Annotated in this window: 17 protein-coding genes; 12 read left to right on the forward strand and 5 right to left on the reverse strand. The window is 45.3% G+C overall.

Annotation, left to right across the window (positions count from 1 at the left end; all coding sequences use genetic code 11):
- Positions 1-30 precede the first annotated feature (30 nt).
- The 5 genes from BZA03_RS05660 to ung all read left to right on the forward strand — a co-directional run bounded on the left by BZA03_RS05660 (position 31) and on the right by ung (position 6,856).
- The gene (locus tag BZA03_RS05660) at positions 31-909 is read left to right on the forward strand and encodes a LysR substrate-binding domain-containing protein (protein ID WP_110288208.1); all 879 of its coding nucleotides are present in this window, start codon (positions 31-33) and stop codon (positions 907-909) included.
- 293 nt (positions 910-1,202) lie between these two features.
- Positions 1,203-3,668 (forward strand): bifunctional aspartate kinase/homoserine dehydrogenase I, encoded by a 2,466-nt coding sequence (thrA, locus tag BZA03_RS05665; protein WP_110288209.1) that lies wholly within the window; start codon positions 1,203-1,205, stop codon positions 3,666-3,668.
- A gap of 170 nt (positions 3,669-3,838) precedes the next feature.
- Entirely contained in the window at positions 3,839-4,783 is a 945-nt protein-coding gene (gene thrB, locus BZA03_RS05670; RefSeq protein WP_110288210.1) for a homoserine kinase, read from the forward strand.
- A gap of 118 nt (positions 4,784-4,901) precedes the next feature.
- Positions 4,902-6,185 carry a threonine synthase gene (thrC, locus tag BZA03_RS05675; protein ID WP_110288211.1) on the forward strand — a complete coding sequence of 428 codons (1,284 nt, stop codon included), beginning with the start codon at positions 4,902-4,904 and terminating at the stop codon, positions 6,183-6,185.
- Complete coding sequence (ung, locus tag BZA03_RS05680) at positions 6,185-6,856, forward strand: uracil-DNA glycosylase (protein ID WP_110288212.1); 672 nt, start codon at positions 6,185-6,187, stop codon at positions 6,854-6,856. The genes thrC and ung overlap by 1 nt, the downstream gene beginning before the upstream one ends.
- A gap of 253 nt (positions 6,857-7,109) precedes the next feature.
- Here ung and BZA03_RS05685 read toward each other — a convergent pair whose 3' ends face one another.
- From BZA03_RS05685 to tal, 3 genes are all read right to left on the reverse strand, one after another.
- Entirely contained in the window at positions 7,110-7,286 is a 177-nt protein-coding gene (locus BZA03_RS05685; RefSeq protein ID WP_012519516.1) for a DUF3545 family protein, read from the reverse strand.
- Positions 7,287-7,648: 362 nt separating this feature from the next.
- Positions 7,649-9,298: a glucose-6-phosphate isomerase gene (gene pgi, locus BZA03_RS05690; protein ID WP_110288213.1), complete on the reverse strand. Its 1,650-nt coding sequence runs from the start codon at positions 9,296-9,298 to the stop codon at positions 7,649-7,651.
- A gap of 14 nt (positions 9,299-9,312) precedes the next feature.
- On the reverse strand, positions 9,313-10,272 hold the full coding sequence (gene tal / locus BZA03_RS05695; RefSeq protein ID WP_039226298.1) for a transaldolase: 960 nt from the start codon (positions 10,270-10,272) through the stop codon (positions 9,313-9,315).
- A 403-nt stretch (positions 10,273-10,675) separates the two neighbouring features.
- Here tal and BZA03_RS20340 point away from each other — a divergent pair, with 403 nt between their 5' ends.
- Genes BZA03_RS20340 through BZA03_RS05710 form a run of 3 tightly spaced genes read left to right on the forward strand, consistent with a single transcriptional unit; the run spans position 10,676 to position 12,090 of the window.
- Positions 10,676-10,900 carry a hypothetical protein gene (locus BZA03_RS20340; protein ID WP_139308981.1) on the forward strand — a complete coding sequence of 75 codons (225 nt, stop codon included), beginning with the start codon at positions 10,676-10,678 and terminating at the stop codon, positions 10,898-10,900.
- Positions 10,901-10,915: 15 nt separating this feature from the next.
- Positions 10,916-11,692 (forward strand): peroxide stress protein YaaA, encoded by a 777-nt coding sequence (yaaA, locus tag BZA03_RS05705; protein ID WP_110288214.1) that lies wholly within the window; start codon positions 10,916-10,918, stop codon positions 11,690-11,692.
- Positions 11,693-11,736: 44 nt separating this feature from the next.
- Entirely contained in the window at positions 11,737-12,090 is a 354-nt protein-coding gene (locus tag BZA03_RS05710) for an RNA-binding protein (protein ID WP_110288215.1), read from the forward strand.
- A 60-nt stretch (positions 12,091-12,150) separates the two neighbouring features.
- Here BZA03_RS05710 and BZA03_RS05715 read toward each other — a convergent pair whose 3' ends face one another.
- The gene (locus BZA03_RS05715) at positions 12,151-13,410 is read right to left on the reverse strand and encodes an MFS transporter (RefSeq protein WP_075176879.1); all 1,260 of its coding nucleotides are present in this window, start codon (positions 13,408-13,410) and stop codon (positions 12,151-12,153) included.
- A 663-nt stretch (positions 13,411-14,073) separates the two neighbouring features.
- On the opposite strand from BZA03_RS05715, the gene BZA03_RS05720 reads away from it, so the two are divergent.
- From BZA03_RS05720 to BZA03_RS05730, 3 genes are read left to right on the forward strand one after another with little or no spacing between them, the layout of a single operon-like run.
- Positions 14,074-14,565: a helix-turn-helix domain-containing protein gene (locus tag BZA03_RS05720; protein WP_080589203.1), complete on the forward strand. Its 492-nt coding sequence runs from the start codon at positions 14,074-14,076 to the stop codon at positions 14,563-14,565.
- Positions 14,562-15,284: an AzlC family ABC transporter permease gene (locus BZA03_RS05725; protein ID WP_014950477.1), complete on the forward strand. Its 723-nt coding sequence runs from the start codon at positions 14,562-14,564 to the stop codon at positions 15,282-15,284. Before BZA03_RS05720 ends, BZA03_RS05725 begins: the two co-directional genes overlap by 4 nt.
- Positions 15,274-15,615 (forward strand): AzlD domain-containing protein, encoded by a 342-nt coding sequence (locus BZA03_RS05730; protein ID WP_110288216.1) that lies wholly within the window; start codon positions 15,274-15,276, stop codon positions 15,613-15,615. Before BZA03_RS05725 ends, BZA03_RS05730 begins: the two co-directional genes overlap by 11 nt.
- A gap of 28 nt (positions 15,616-15,643) precedes the next feature.
- Here the strand turns inward: BZA03_RS05730 and msrA are convergent, their stop codons facing one another.
- Positions 15,644-16,255 (reverse strand): peptide-methionine (S)-S-oxide reductase MsrA, encoded by a 612-nt coding sequence (gene msrA / locus BZA03_RS05735; RefSeq protein WP_069944791.1) that lies wholly within the window; start codon positions 16,253-16,255, stop codon positions 15,644-15,646.
- A 430-nt stretch (positions 16,256-16,685) separates the two neighbouring features.
- On the opposite strand from msrA, the gene BZA03_RS05740 reads away from it, so the two are divergent.
- A complete protein-coding gene (locus tag BZA03_RS05740; protein ID WP_110288217.1) occupies positions 16,686-17,156 on the forward strand; it encodes an OsmC family protein in 471 nt (156 codons plus the stop codon).
- Positions 17,157-17,233 lie beyond the last annotated feature (77 nt).

Genomic DNA, 17,233 nt, shown 5'->3' on the forward strand with positions numbered 1-17,233 from the left:
TGAACAACGCTAAACTAGCGAGTGGCGATAATGAAATATCTAGAAGGTATAGCCGAGTTTTGTGCCGTAGCTGACGTTGGCAATTTTACCGGGGCTGCAAATAAGCTCGATACGTCAGTGGCGCAGATAAGCCGTAAAGTCGCATCACTTGAAAAGCAGCTAGGCGTAAAATTATTACAGCGTACAACGCGCAGCGTATCGCTTACTGAAGCGGGTACGCAGTATTTTCAGCAGGCAATGCCCGCGTTAAAGGCGCTCGAAGATGCCCAGCTAGCGGTGAGCGCACTGCAAGCATCGCCGCAAGGGCTAATTAAACTTACCGCTCCCGTAGCGTTTGGCGAAGCATTCATAGCGCCATTGCTCAATACCTTTATGCAAAAGTACGCTGGCATTAGTGTGCAGTGTACGTTCTCCAATGAAAAACTCGATATTGTGGAGCTTGGTCTCGATCTCGCTATTCGTATTGGCAAATTAGAAGATTCGACACTTGTTGCTAAAAAGCTGGCTACACGTCATTTGTTTGTATGCGGTAGCAAAGACTATTTTTCTCAACACTCGATGCCAAAATCTCTACAAGAGCTTAAGGAACATACTTTGTTGGTAGGCTCCCAACCCAACTGGAGGTTCGTTGTAAATAAAGAAGTGCAAACGTTGCCAGTGCAAGGACGTGTGCGATACAACAGTGGCAACGCACTCTGTAGCGCTGCTTTGGCTGGATTGGGGCTTACCCAGCTACCTGGGTTTTATGTGCGTGAAGCATTGGCACGTGGCGAATTGGTAGAGGTATTACCAGAATATAAAGACAAGCAAGAAGCTATTTGGGCAGTATTTCCTTCCAATAGAAATGTTGCGCCAAAGATTCGTTTACTGGTTGATTTCCTTGCCCAAAATATCATGGATGATCGCTAGGAAAACAAACAAAGTAAGCCTTGTGTGCCTTAATAAGCAATATTCCGTGTAGAGTGTTGCACTTTTTGCAACACAGTGTAGTGAAAACTGCGGTTGACATATAGACGTCTATACGGCAAATTGCTTGTATGAAAAAGATTCTACTTACTCGCACCACCATTATGTTAATTACCACCTTAAAAAGGGCGGTCGCTGACTAGTGCAAGTAAGCAAAAGACAACGAAAGCCCGCCTAACACAGAGCGGGCTTTTTTTTACACACGTTTTAGCATGCGTAACCTTAAGGAGCAGCATATGAAAGTCTTAAAGTTTGGGGGTTCTTCTCTAGCCGATGCACCGCGATACATGCGCGTTATGGAGATTAGCACGGCGACCCACCAAACCGACGGTGCTGCGGTTGTACTCTCTGCCCCAAAGGGGGTAACGAACGCGCTTTCACTACTATGTGAACAAGCAGCCGCGGGTGAAGATTTCCAGCCGTTATTCAATAAGTTGAACGACACGGTTACCGGCATCGCCAACAACCTTAACGAAGAACTCGACGGGTTTGCACATGCAAGCGTGGTAGAATTCATTAATAGTCACCTTTCAGTATTAAAACAGCACCTTGAAGGTATAAAGCTGCTTGGTGTTGCACCTGATAATGTTGCTGCCGGTATTCTAAGTATTGGTGAGTACATCTCGGTGACGCTTTTTAGCGCTATGCTATCTGCTAAAGGTATCGCTAATCGCGTTATTGATCCGGTTAAGTATGTGCTGGCCGAAGGCGATTACCTAGACAGCATTGCCGATGTGTCGCTTAGTAAAGCGCGCTTTTCAGATGTGCCTACTGACGGCAGTGAATTTCTTGTCATGCCGGGGTTTGTAGCTGCTAACGAAGCGGGCGAGAAAGTCACGCTTGGGCGTAACGGCTCAGACTATTCAGCGGCCATTTTAGCGGCGTGTATAGACGCAAACTGCTGTGAAATTTGGACAGACGTAGACGGTGTTTATAACGCTGACCCGAATCAAGTTGAAGGGGCAGTGCTGTTAGACAAGCTTACCTATCAAGAAGCGATGGAGCTGTCTTATTTCGGTGCCAAGGTACTTCATCCGAAAACTATCGGTCCTATTGCCCAACACCACATCCCTTGTTTGATCAGAAACACACTAAACCCAGCTGCGCCAGGTACGCTAATCAGCAATGAAAAAAGCGAGGTGTGGACGTCAGTTAAAGGTATTTCACAGCTTGATAACGTCACCATGTTTAACGTTGCAGGCCCTGGCCTTAAAGGCATGGTAGGTATGGCAAGTCGTGTGTTTGAGGTGATGTCGAACGCCAATATTTCAATAAGCCTTATTACCCAGTCTTCGTCAGAATACTCAATCAGTTTCTGTATCCAAAGTAAAGACGCCAGCCGAGCGTTAACGCTTCTTGAAGATGCGTTCGCGCTAGAGCTTCAAAATCAATTGCTAGACCCCATTGAAGTGCGTCATGACCTAGCCATTGTTACTTTGGTTGGTGACGGTATGCGTCAAACCAAAGGCTTGGCAGCGCGTTTCTTTAACTCGCTTGCCCAAGCGCGGGTAAACAACGTTGCTATTGCTCAGGGCTCTTCAGAACGCTCTATTTCAACGGTAATTGAAAGCAAGCGTGCTAAGAAAGCGGTAAAGGTTATTCACCAGAATTTTTTCTCTGACCGCCATACCATTGACGTATTCCTAGTAGGGTGTGGCAATGTGGGAACCGAACTGCTAGGTCAAATTGAAAAACAACAGCCTGCATTGTTAAAACGCAATGTTCAGCTGAGAGTTTATGGCATTGCAAATAGCCGGAAACTGCTGTTAAACAGTCAAGGGATTGATTTAAGCGGTGACTGGAAAGCGGCACTTGAATCGGCAAGCGAAGGATTAAGCGTAGAACGCCTGCATCAGTTCGCTAATGACAATAGTCTGGTAAACCCGGTGATTGTTGACTGTACTAGTCACGAAGCGATTGCAGAGCAATATGTAGATATGATGGAAAGCGGTTTTCACGTGGTAACGCCAAATAAAAAGGCGAATACGAGCGCTATGTCTTACTACCGCAAGCTTCGCAAGACCGCGCAATCGACAAATCGTCAGTACCTTTACGAAACCACTGTCGGCGCAGGGCTACCGGTTATTGATAACTTGCAAAAGCTATTCAGCGCCGGCGACACCTTACACCGCTTTGAAGGAATTCTATCGGGCAGTTTGTCTTATGTATTTGGCAAACTTGAAGAGGGCATGAGCCTGTCGCAAGCGACACAAACAGCCAAAGACAACGGTTTCACAGAGCCTGATCCGCGCGATGACTTAAGCGGCATGGACGTAGCGCGCAAGCTGCTTATCATGGCTCGTGAAGCTGATTTAGCGTTAGAACTATCTGACATTGAAATTGAGTCTGTACTGCCAAAAGGTTTTGCCGAAGATTGTTCAATTGACGAGTTTATGCAGCAGCTGCCAGAGTTAGATGCGTCGTTTGGTGAAAAGGTTGAAGCGGCTAAAGCAGAAGGTAAAGTACTTCGTTATATCGGCAGCATTGAAGACGGAAAATGCAAAGTAAGCATTCAGGCTGTACCGGCAAGTAACCCTCTTTCGCAGGTAAAAGACGGTGAAAACGCGCTGGCGATTAACAGTGACTACTATAGCCCAATCCCTTATGTAATTAGAGGATATGGAGCAGGTGGTACGGTAACAGCAGCAGGGGTGTTTGCTGACATTCTGCGTACTATGCCGTGGAAGCAAATGGCGCACTAAGGGCTAAATAACGCTTAGCTTGCTTAGCGTAGATAGGCGGCTAAAGTAAGATATTCGAAGGTGTGACTTAGGCCAGTAATGTTGTGGCATCGATTTAAAGCGCTAATTTATTGAGCTAATTTGAAGCGCTAATATAAAGAGCACGCCACAAGCGAAGTAAGAGTAATAATATGAAAGCATTCACGGCCTTCGCGCCGGCATCAATTGGAAATGTGAGCTTAGGCTTTGACGTACTGGGCGCAGCGCTTGCGCCCGTTGATGGCACTAAGCTAGGTGATGAAGTTGAAATAAAGGCGGCTGAGTCATTTTCACTAGAAACGGTGGGGCCCTTTGCTCACAAACTCCCGGGCGATGCAGACAGTAATATTGTAACCAAGTGCTATCACTATTTCTGTGAGCAAATGGAAAAGGCTGGAAAAACAACCTCTCCTGTTGCGCTTACGCTTCATAAAAACCTTCCAATAGGCAGCGGGTTGGGTTCAAGCGCAAGCTCTATTGTGGCAGCGTTTGCAGCGTTAAATGCTTACTTCGACACTCCGTTCGATGAAGATACTCTGCTTATAATGATGGGCGAATTAGAAGGCCAAATAAGCGGTAGTATTCACTATGATAATGTTGCTCCCTGTTACTTGGGTGGTATGACGTTAATGACAGGTAGCGATGCGCCGGTCACACTGTCGTTGCCGTTAAACGACGAATGGTACTATGCCGTCTGTTTTTCAGGCATTAGCGTATCAACGGCGGCTGCTCGCGATATTTTGCCTAAACAGGTGGAAATGGCGAAGGCACTAACCTTTGGTCGACAGCTAGGTGTGTTTGTACATGCCTTACATGTAGGTAACTTTGATTTGGCAGCATCGGTAATGAACGATGTTATAGCCGAACCTTACAGAAAATCGCTACTGCCTGGCTTTGATGACGCTCGTGCGTTTAGTGAGCAAGCGGGTGCGCTCGCTTTTGGTATTTCTGGCTCGGGACCTACGGTTTTTGCCGTGTGTCCAAGTAAAGCTCAGGCGGAAAAAGTCGCCGCCTATTTAACAGAGAACTATATTCAAAATGAAGATGGCTTTAGCCATGTGTGCCAAATACCAAGCCAAGGCACCATTGTTTCTTAAGGTACATAGCTTTTTAAGGTACATAGTTTCTTAAAGGCAAATGATTTCCTAAAAGCACAATAATTTTTTAAAAGATTAAAAGGGCAGAGTACTTGCCCACATAAAAAGGTAACAGCAAGTGGAATTGGTAAATTTAAAAGATTCATCGGACACAGCAAATTTTGCTGAAGCCGTTAAGCGGGGCTTAGGTAAAAACCAAGGGCTTTATTTTCCAGAGCATATTCCTACCCTAGACAATATTGACGAATTGTTGGAAAAGCCATTTGTAGAGCGCAGCATTGAAGTACTTCGCGCGCTAATTGGCGATGAGCTGAATAATGGCGAGCTAGAAGAAATTGTTCAATCGGCTTTTGCTTTTGGTGCACCAGTCGAGCAAGTTAATGATAACGTATACTGCTTAGAGCTTTTCCACGGGCCAACGCTTGCGTTTAAAGACTTTGGCGGCCGTTTTATGGCGCAAACCCTGTCGCGTATTAGTGAAGGGAAGCCGGTAACTATTTTAACTGCGACCTCAGGTGATACTGGCGCGGCTGTAGCTCATGCATTCCACGGTATTGACAACATCAACGTGGTTATCTTATTTCCTAAAGGCAAAATCAGCGCGCTACAGGAAAAGCTATTCACTACGCTAGGCGGTAACATTCATACCGTTGCTGTTGAGTCAGACTTTGACGCATGCCAATCACTCGTAAAAACCGCGTTTGACGACCCTGATGTACGTGAAGGCCTTCACCTGAACTCAGCAAACTCAATCAACATCAGCCGTTTACTAGCGCAGGTTTGCTATTACTTTGAAGCAGTAAGTCAGTTGCCAAAAGAGAAACGAGACCAACTCGTTATTTCAGTACCTAGTGGTAACTTTGGTAACCTTACGGCTGGCATGATTGCTAAATCGTTAGGTTTACCTATAAAGCGTTTTATCGCAGCAACTAACTTAAACGACACGGTACCTCGATACCTTAAAACCGGCGAGTGGGAACCTAAGGCGACGGTTGCGACCATGTCTAACGCAATGGATGTGAGTCAGCCTAATAACTGGCCGCGAATAGAGGCGCTTATTGAGCGTGGCTATATCGACAAAGCGTGTCTTAAAGGTGAGATGGTTGACGAAGAATATACGCAGCTTGCTATGCGTCAATTAGCGCAACAAGGCTATACCAGCGAGCCACATGCCGCGATTGCCTATCGCGCAGTAAGTCATGACTTAGAAGACGGCGAAATTGGTTTGTTCTTAGGAACAGCGCACCCGGCTAAGTTCAGAGAAACCGTTGAAAACGTGCTAGGTAATCCAATCAGCTTACCGAAAGCGTTGGCCGATGTAGCAGGCGAAGACAGCTTAGCGGTAGACTTGCCAGCGTCTTACGATGCACTTAAGCAGCATATGATGGATTTGCTTAAGTAATGACACCCTCGGCTACAACATGGCAAAGCGCGCTGGGTGATGAAAAGCAAAAAGACTATTTTGTTACGTTGCTTGAGCGCGTGAAGCACGCTCGTGAAGCGGGAAGCGTTATCTACCCGCCTCAGTCTGACGTATTCAATGCGCTTAAATACACGCCGCTAGACGAAGTAAAAGTCGTGATCTTAGGTCAAGATCCGTACCACGGTCCTAATCAAGCCCATGGACTTTGTTTTTCAGTAAAAGCTGGCGTTAAAACACCGCCATCGCTTAAAAATATGTACAAAGAGCTGTTGTCTGACATTGATGGTTTCACCGAGCCTAATCACGGCACGCTGACGTCGTGGGCGGAGCAGGGCGTATTGCTACTTAATACTGTATTGACCGTTGAGCAGAGCAAAGCACATAGCCACGCGAAATGGGGATGGGAAACCTTCACCGATAAGGTTATTGATGTGGTCAATGAGCACTGCCAAAACGTTGTGTTTCTTCTGTGGGGAAGCCATGCGCAAAAGAAAGGTAAGCACATTAACCGTGAAAAACACCACGTTTTACATGCGCCTCATCCGTCGCCACTCTCAGCACACAGAGGCTTTTTAGGTTGCAAACACTTCAGCCAAACAAACGAATACCTTATTGCTAAGGGCAAAGAACCCATTAATTGGCAGGTATAGTACTGGCACAAATAGCAGCTAGCCACACAGCAAGTGTGGTTGCCTTATTCAGGGCCTATCAATGACTCACTAGATAAATGCCTAAATAGCTATGAGACGTGTTATGCGGTCTGGCCGCAATTAGGCACAGAGCATATTCCTTAGCTAATACGCTATTACATAGAGCCAGCGAAGAGACACCATGCTTGCAAGTGAAGCATTTACAGCACGCTAGAAAGTAAAAAGGCCGCCTGTGTAACAGGCGGCCTTCGTTTTATCTTTCCAGTGTCTCTAGCTCGTACTCGAAACCACAGTCGAGTTCGGCCAGTTCTTTTTCTAATTTGTAGCGATCTTGTAGCGCTTCGATTTCTCTCCACTTACGTTTTTTGCTTTTGGTTTTTGCTGGGCTTGCTTCGATGTCTAACATGGCAAATAGATCTGATTTATCCACTGGGATCTCCTTTTTATACCACTACAACTAATACAGAGTTTTTGTTTTTAATTCCCTCTGTACAATTTTGTATCACAGCCGCCACTAAAATAAAATAGTTTAATTTACCTTTTATTAACAAATTGTGACGATATGATGACAACGGTAAGGAAATGTCCAGTGTGTTTAAAGCGTGAACAATAACTGTATGTAATTGATCCTATTTGTTTTGTTAGTAATCAATTGTACAGTGTTACGGATATCAAAAATGTCTGTCGTATTGTTGATGAAAACCGCAACAAAAAACGGCTAGCTTCCGAAAAAGCTAGCCGTTCAGTTTGTTATTTGCACCAATTGGGTGATTTTAAATCACCTCGCATTCCTTATTTTGGTGCATTCGCTGCTCTGAATTTGGCAATCAATTGTTGTGTTGAAGCGTCGAAATTATCTTTGTCTGCCTCGCCTTGAATGCCTGCAAGTACTTGGTTTCCTAGTACTTTACCTAACTCAACGCCCCATTGGTCGAATGAGTTAAGGTTCCAGATAACACCCTGAACGAATACCTTATGTTCATACATTGCAACCAGCGCGCCAAGTGTTTTAGGCGTAAGGCTATCAAACAAGAAAGTATTGCTAGGCTTGTTGCCAGGCATGGTTTTATGAGCGGCCAAGCGTTTGCGTTCAGCGTCGTCTAGGCCTTTACCGTCAAGGTCTGCATAACACTCTTCAAAGGTTTTACCCTGCATTAGTGCCTGGGTTTGACCAAAACAGTTAGACGCAAGCATAGCGTGATGCGTGTCGTCCTGGTTAGGAACGTTAAGTGGCAACATGAAGTCTGCTGGGATAACGCCAGAACCTTGGTGAATAAGCTGATGGAAGCTATGCTGGCCGTTTGTACCTTCACTGCCCCAAATAATTGGGCCAGTAGGGTAATCTACGTGCTCACCTTCTTGCGTCACTTCTTTACCATTACTTTCCATATCTAACTGCTGTACGTAAGCTGGTAAGCCGCGAAGATAGTGATAGTAAGGTAATAAAACGTGTGATTGCGCGTCGAAGAAGTTTCTGTACCACACACCTAACAGTGCAAGTAGAACAGGCATGTTTTCTTCTAGCGGTGCGGTTGTGAAATGGGTGTCCATGTCAAACGCACCTTCAAGTAAGCCTTTGAAGTTTTCAAACCCAAGGGCTAGCGAGATAGGCAGGCCAATAGCAGACCACAGTGAGTAACGACCGCCTACCCAATCCCACATAGGGAAAATATTGTCGGCGCTAATACCAAACTCGGTGGCTGCTTTAACGTTTGAAGACACGGCTACAAAGTGTTTAGCAATATCTTCTTGTGTACCGCCAGACTTTAAGAACCAGTCTTTAGCCGTAAGTGTATTTTGAAGCGTCTCTTGGGTAGAGAACGACTTTGATGACATGACCACCAAAGTTTCTTCAAAATCTACGCTAGATAGCACATCGTGAATGTGGCAACCATCAACGTTGGCAACAAAGTGAACCTTCACAGCATCGACTGTATGCGGCTTAAGTGCCTCGGTCATAATCTTAGGACCAAGGAACGAACCACCAATACCAATTGCCACAATGTGCTTGATAGGCTTGCCGGTATAACCTTTGTGTTCACCGCTGTGAACCGATGCGGTAAACGCTTCAATTTTTGCAAGCGTAGCATGCACTTCAGGCATTACGTCTTCGCCATCTACCAGTACTTTACGGTCTGAGAAATTACGAAGTGCGGTGTGAAGCACAGCGCGACCTTCTGTTGAGTTAATCTGCTCACCAGAAAACATCGCGTTGCGAAGGGTTTCTAGTTTGCAGGCTCGGGCAAGGTCGAAAAGTCCTTTAAGCGCGTCATCATTTACACGGTTTTTCGAGTAATCAAGAAAAATACCGCAGGCTTCAAGCTGCATCTTATCTGCGCGATTTGCATCTTGTGCAAACCAGTCGCGCATGTGCGCTTCTTTTACCGTTGCAGCAAGTTCAGACAGTTTTTTCCATTCAGGAAGAGAAGTTAAAACACTCATTGTTTCAATAGCCCTTACGCGCTTAGTTTTTCGCGAAGCATGGTTTCAAGTTTTTCCTGATCTGCGGCGAAGTTGCGGATGCCTTCAGATAGCTTTTCGGTTGCCATTGCATCTTCGTTCATTGCCCAGCGGAATTCGCTTTCTGTTAAGCGGTCACCTGGTGTTTTTGTAGCGCCATTGTCTTTAAGTTTAACCTCTAGATCGCCAGGCTCGTTTGCCAGTTCTTCTAGCAGTGCTGGGCTAATGGTTAGACGATCACAACCTGCCAACGCTTGAATTTCACCAATGTTACGGAAACTTGCGCCCATCACTACGGTATTGTAGCCGTGGTCTTTGTAGTAGTTATAAATTTTAGTTACAGATACTACGCCTGGATCTTCATCTGGTGCGTAAGACTCAGTACCGGTCGCTTTTTTGTACCAGTCTAAAATGCGCCCTACGAATGGAGAGATAAGATAAACACCGGCCTCTGCACAAGCTTGTGCTTGGGCGAAGCTAAATAGAAGCGTTAAGTTACACTGAATGCCTTTCTTCTCTAGCTCTTCTGCTGCCTGAATACCTTCCCAAGTAGAGGCAATTTTAATAAGAATGCGTGACTTATCGATACCCGCGTCTTCATATAGCTGAACCAAACGTTCCGCTTTTTCGATAGTGGCGGCAGTGTCGAACGATAGGCGTGCGTCTACTTCAGTTGAGATTCGGCCTGGAATAGTTGCAGAGATTTCTTTACCAATGGCTACCGCTAGTTTGTCTGCTGCATCGGTAAGCTGCTGGTCAGCGTCGTTTGACTGAAGTTTTGCCCATGCAACAGCATCATCAATTAGGCTTGCATATTGAGGAAGACCAGCCGCTTTTAAAAGTAGCGACGGGTTAGTTGTGGCATCGACTGGTTGATACTTTTTAATGGCATCGATGTCGCCCGTGTCGGCAACAACGGTAGTGATATCACGTAATGAAGCTAACTGATTGCTCATAATTCTCTCTATTCTTTATCAAAATAAATTTGGACAACTCGCCGGAAAAGCCAGTTGAATAAAACGGTTCGCTTGCGCGTGTGTAGGGTTTCGCGCTTGCTTTCTCTTTACCAGACCTAAATTCTTTAAAAACAGTACTGGTACATGCAGCGCTTTGGTAATTGAGGTACGTTCACGGAGGGTGTATCTCAATTATTGTTTGAATAATTATTTGTAACGCTATTTATATCAAACCCGTGTGACAATTCATACATTCAATAGCGACAAAATGGCTAATCGGATTTCTCTGTTAAGCCAATTTACGTCTTTCTTATGCCATTTTGCTTTTTGAAGCGTATCAGGTGGTACAATACCAGTGTAATACCATTCCGCATAGATCATTACCCACTCAGCGAGAGTTAAAATGCTCGTAATCGCGGCGTGTCACCGCAGGTATAGTGGTTCTACATTAAGGTGGCACAACAAAGAGTACGGGCATTTTAAACTCGCCCTTCGGGAAGGTCTGGCAAGCTTCCTAGCTTCATTCTGGGAATTTGAAAGGGAACAGCCATTCCTGCATTCCCACGCTTTGCTAGGAAACTTGCCAGAGCCTTCTGAGTCGGCAATGATCTATGCGGATTGGTATTAAACCTAAGGAGTCGAAATGTTAGTTGTAGTATCCCCAGCAAAAAATTTAGATTTTGAAAGCGAAATTCCTGTGAGCCAGTTCACTCAGCCTGCCATGCTTGAAGACACTGAACGTTTGATGGAAGTTTGCCGCACCTTATCGCCTGCTGACTTATCATCGCTGATGAAGATAAGCGACAAGTTAGCAACGTTGAACGCCAACCGTTTTGCTGAGTTTTCTACGCCGTTTTCGCCCGATAATGCACGCCAAGCAATGTATGCGTTTAATGGTGATGTGTACACTGGGTTAGATGCTTACTCGCTTGATAGCGGAACGGTCGAATATGCGCAAAAACATCTTCGAATTCTGTCTGGCCTATACGGATTGCTTCGTCCTCTAGACTTAATGCAGGCCTATCGTTTAGAAATGGGCACTAAATTAGCAAACCCTGAAGGTAAAGACCTGTATGCGTTTTGGGATGATCGCATTACTTATATGCTAAATAAGGCATTAGAAGCACAGGGTGACAATGTGTTGATCAACCTTGCTTCGAATGAGTACTTTAAAGCGGTGAAGAAGAAGTCGTTAGACGGCATGATCATTACGCCAACGTTTAAAGACTGCAAGAATGGTCAGTATAAAATTATCAGTTTCTTTGCGAAGAAAGCCCGTGGTTTAATGGCGCGTTATATTCTTGAAAACCGTGTAGAAGACGTAGAAGGTCTGAAAAACTTCGACGTAGATGGCTATGTGTTTAGCGAAGAACAAAGTTCATCAACGGAACTTGTGTTTCTGCGTAACCAGGAAAGTTAATAACACCCGTTCATCCATAATCACCTTAAAAGTAGGACATAAATTTGAGCATATTAGTTCGCAATTTACCTAAAACATTTACTCAGGAGAATCTTGAAGACTTGTTTTTCGAGTTTGGCACCATGGCGTCATGCGACTTGGTGATGGATGAGGCTTCTGGCTTATCGAAAGGCTTTGGTTTCGTAGAAATGAGCACGCAAGAAGAAACCGATAAAGCCATTGAAAAACTTAACGCCAAAGTTATCGACGGTAAGAAAATTCGTGTTAAGTGGTCAAATCAAGAGAAGAAGCAGGCTGAAGCGATAGCTAGTACGCCAGCGCCCAAAAGAGACATTCCCGAAGATGTATGGGGAAGTGCTTCTCGCAATAACTCTGATCTTGAAAACGACGCCGAGTAATACCGAGGGAATATAATTGACAAGCGCTGACAACGAAGGTTGTCAGCGCTCAACCTTCATTTAACCAGATACGGTTGCTGTTTGTACTTGAGTATTGCGAGCAGTCATAACAATGGCCAGCCACACCAGTACACCACCACCGGCAAGCGCTAGGCCTACCCAACCCGTTGATGTATAGCCATAACCCGCTGACAGTGTCATTCCTGCCAACCAAGGGCCAAGTGCATTAGCGGTGTTAAAAGCCGCATGGTTCATGGCGCCGGCTAAAGTCTGAGCCTCGCCAGCGACGTCCATAAGCCTTGTTTGCAGCGGCACCACCATGCCACCACCGATACCAATGAAAAACAGTGATGCTGCCATTAAGTATGGATTCCCCATCGACGCAGCGTAAGCTGCAGCTGATAGGCCCAGTAAAACCTGAAACGTAATCGCTGACGTCAGTAGCCTGCCTTCAGAATAGCGGCCTGCAATAATATTACCCAAGGTTACGCCTATGCCATAGATAAGCAATGTAGCCGAGATTCCCCACTCAGGTGAAGAGGTTGTATTGAGGTAAGAGGCGCTGAAATAAGAATAAACTGAGAACATACCACCAAAGCCAATCGCGCCCATAAGTAGTACCAGCAGCACGTCTTTGTTTTTCAGAGCTTTAAGCTCGGTTAGCGGTTTGGCATCTGGATTAGGGCCGCGGTACGGTGCGGTTTTCCAAACCATTAATGCAGTAATTAACGCAAAGGCTGAAATAATAAAGAAGCCAGTTCGCCATCCGAACATTTGCCCAATACCGCTAATTGATGGCACACCAATAATATTGGCAATAGCCAAGCCTAAAATGACGTTACTGACCGCTTGCGCCCGTTTATTCTTACCGGCAATGTCTGCAGCAAAGAGCATGGCAATGCCGAAGTAAGCGCCATGAGGTAGGCCAGCAATAAAGCGCGCTATGTTCATTGTCCATTCTGACCACGCTAGTGCTGTTAGCAAGTTTCCGCCAGCATAAAATACCATCATGGAAATAAGCATTGTGCGTCTTGCAAGCCTAGAAAAAAAGATAGTGATAAGCGGCGCGCCCACTACAACACCAATGGCATAAGCACTAATTGCGTGACCGGCGACATTTTCAGTAATGCCAAAATCTTCTGCAAAGTAAGGTAATAAACCCATTGCCGCAAATTCACTGCAACCAATCACAAAGGTTCCGAAAGCCAGCCAAAAGGTTATAGTGGCCAGTGAGTATTCACCCAACGCTGAGTGCTGCTCTGAATAGGCCTGCTTTGAAGAGGCTTGGTCAGAAAGAATCTTGTCAGTTTGATTCGTCATAAACGTCCTTTTGTTCATTGAGTTCAATCACGTACTTAGTGGCTGTTTTAGCGAGGGTCTGTTGAGCTTTGCTGTGCATTTTTACAATGTCTGTGTGTCATCAAAGATAAAAGACGCTCAGCAGACTAGCGCTTTGATGAAACGCAAAAACCGGCTCAACGGAATGTTTGCCGGCTCTCTTCGAATAGTCGCCCTTATCATAGATAATATTTAGCAACCGTCGGTAATATTTAGCAATGATCAACAGCCCACAGGTTCGTGCTTTTCGTATTCGTTTAATGCAAGAGATCGTAGCATCGCTCAGATAGCAAGTAACGGTAACTGATAAGGTTTCTTAATCAATTCAGCGATTTAAATGTAGTGCTTTTGTTAATAAATTACGTCGGACCTTTTGCGTTAGAAAGTCGAATGGGCGTTTATAAAAAGCGAAGGTGACTGTTTTCTGTGCACAAATATTGGTTACCTTTTAGTTCATCCCTTTGTCATCTTTTAACATTTGTCACGTTTTCCAGTTGTGGCGTGAGCACAACGCCGTATCCATACCCCCATTTAAAACAAACTTCTTGACTTTGAGGTGTTCTATATATAGAACGTTCTTTAAATGGAACGACATTAAGTTGGTAAGGTGTGAATCAATCAACGCTCAACATCCTCGGAAGGCATTTGCAGAAACTCAGGCAAGACAAAGGTGTCTCGCTGTCGCAATTGGCAGCAGGGGCAGGTATCGCTAAATCTAACCTTTCAAGATTGGAGCAGGGCAACGGCAACCCGACGCTAGACACCATTTGGCGGTTGGCTAAACAACTAGACGTTCCGTTCGGTCAGCTAGTTCAGCCTCTTAGCGCAAGCGTTGGAGAAAAGGGCGTAGAAGTTCGTTTAATTGAGCAAGGACAAGGTATCCCGAACGTTGATGCTTATTGGATGTCGGTTGCACCCAATACTTTTCGAGAGGCAGAAGCTCACGCCACAGGAACAGAAGAAACGATTACCGTTGTTAGCGGCTCTCTAGAAGCTGGGAATAGTGGAAATACTCAATGGCTGCATCCGGGTCAAAGTTTAGCATTTAACGCTGATTTGCCCCACGTATACAAAACGGGAGACGAGTGGGCGACATGTCTTATCACAATCGTTTATCACAAAGAGGCAAAGGAATGAGCCAACTTTCATCAAAAAGTGGACTTAAGCAAGGGGTTATTGACGGGTTACCTTTGTTAGGTGGCTATATTCCGGTAGCCATTTCATTTGGCGTGATCGCAGTTCAAGCCGGTTTTTCTACGCTGGAAGCCACGCTAATTTCCATATTCATTTACGCAGGCGCGTCGCAGTTTCTTTTGGTAGCCATGGTGGCATCAGGTGCGCCACTTTGGCTAGCGGTTTGTATGACGTTATTAGTTAATGTACGTCATGTGGTTTATGCGCCCAACTTGGTGCCTTATTTACCGCAAAGTAAAGCTTGGCCCTATTTAATGCACGGCCTTACTGACCAGATTTTTGCGCTAGCCCATACTCGCTTGCCGCTAATGGACGATGCTAAAAAGGTAGATTGGTTTAAAGGTGTATCGATGGTGGCGTGGCTTAGTTGGATCGTAGGGACAGCGCTTGGCGGTATCGCAGGGGACTCCCTTACCCAACAATGGCCAATATTAGACAGCGTGATGCCCTTTGCTTTACCTGCACTTTTCCTTGTGCTACTCGCGCCTAAATTCTCAAGTAAACTGTGGAGCGCTACCTTGCTCGTTACAATGACGGCGGCTCTCTTTTTGGCTCTCAGCGCCTTTAAAAACGCTGCAATTCCACTGGCAGCACTATGCGGTGCGATAACCTTTTATCTTCTTACCTCGCACGTTGAAAGGAAGCAATCTCATGCACGTTGATATCTGGATAGCTATTATTGTAGCGGCCATCGGGACATATGCATTGCGCGTAGGCCCGTTGCTGTGGACTCAGCGTCACTTTAATAAACACAAGGCCAATAACACTGAGGCGCGTTTACCTACGTGGCTGAGCGTGTTAGGTCCGTTGATGATTGCCGCTATGCTAGGAGCGTCACTTATTCCAAAAGCACCGTCAGCGGCGAGTTGGATTGCAACCGCAATAGGCACTGTTGTCACTGTGCTTGTTTGGCGCAAATTCAAAAGCTTAGGGCTGCCAGTGTTTTGCGGCGTGCTTACTTTTGGTGTGGCTTTTGGTATCGCTTTGGTTTAGCGTTGGGCGTAGATGTTAAGTTGCTGGGCTAAGACTTATTCTTCCCCAAGGCTTTCTCGCCCCAAATTTCTTCCAAGCGCTGGTCACGCCCACAGTTCCATCGGTAGAACTTATAGCGAACGGGACTTTTTTTATAAAAATCTTGATGGCCAATTTCGTCGCCTTTTATCGGATAAAAGGTAGAAGCATCGAGTATGGGCGTTACCACCTTTTTATTGGGAAATTGGGCTACCACGTCAGCTTTTGTTTTTTCTGCTATAGCACGCTCTTTATCGTTTGCTACAAAGATGGCGCTTAAGTAACTGGGTCCCTTATCACAAAACTGACCTCGGTCATCGAAAGGGTCAATGTTCACCCAAAAATGATCGAGAATATCATTATAAGAAAGCATATCGCCGTCGTAGGTGATCTTTACCGCCTCAAAGTGTCCCTTGTGGTTGCCATTATAAGTCGGATTTGGCGCGCTTCCGCCAGTGAACCCCGACACCACATCAGTAACCCCGTCCAGCTTTTCAAAATCAGACTCCATGCACCAAAAGCAGCCCCCAGCTAGTATGGCCTCGTCGGCACTTGTTGATGGCGTAAAAACCGAAGCGCTTAACGCTGTGCTAATTAAAACTGCAGAAAGTGTTAATTTCATCACTCACCTTTTATGTGTTGGTTTAACGTTGAAGCGACCTTCGCGTTTAATTCTTCAGGCCCCAGTTTGCGAAGATATACGGTTAACAAATAAAGAACGGTTTAAGCTGAAATTAATTTCATCGCGGTGCAGCGAGTTAATTCCATTTTTGTTTTACAAGCGTACATTTTTTCTAAGCGCACATTGCGAAGCTTGAGGCTTTGCGCGAAAGCATAGGTACTGAAAAAGACTAAAAGGATGTAAGTAAAATTTTCATCTAACTCTGTAGTCTTCTTTCAAAAAGGAAACTGTCTCTGGTTCCACCATTTACAAGGCGGCGCTGTAAAGCCCCTATGACAAGGGATAGAGCGATTTCTCATGATCGGCAGAGCACTTGCATCTTATCCAACTACATGAAAATCAGTTTAGTTAAAATGAAAGGAAAGATGATATGTCGATAGTCAAATCAGGTAGTGCAGTTTACAAACCGCTAGGTAAAAAGGGAAAGGGGAGCATTTCTACACAAACCGGTGCTTTATCGAACCAGCCTTATGGTTTTAACACGCGGTTTGAAGATGGAAAGGGAACCAACCCCGAGGAATTAATTGGTGCGGCGCATGCGAGTTGCTTCACCATGGCACTTTCTTTTGCGCTTTCAGATGCGGGATACAATGACGGCGAGTTAAATACCACTGCAAAAATCAGTTTAGAGAAAAACGATGACGGCTTTGAAATAACTCAATCGGCACTAAGCTTAGATGCTGAGGTTGAAGGGATTACCGAAGATGAGTTTGAGAAAATTGCACAGGAAGCAAAAGAAAATTGCCCTGTATCTCAACTTCTTAATGCCAACATCACATTGGAATACCGATTGAATATCGAATATGAGATAAAGGCTAATACTACCCTTATCGAAAGATAGGACTCGCTTTGTTAGACAAGACCAGGCAAGTTATTTTTATCAAGTGAAGTATAAAAAAGCGGCTTTAGAAGCCGCTT

This window comes from Alteromonas sp. I10 (genome assembly GCF_003201515.1).
GTDB lineage: Bacteria > Pseudomonadota > Gammaproteobacteria > Enterobacterales > Alteromonadaceae > Alteromonas > Alteromonas macleodii.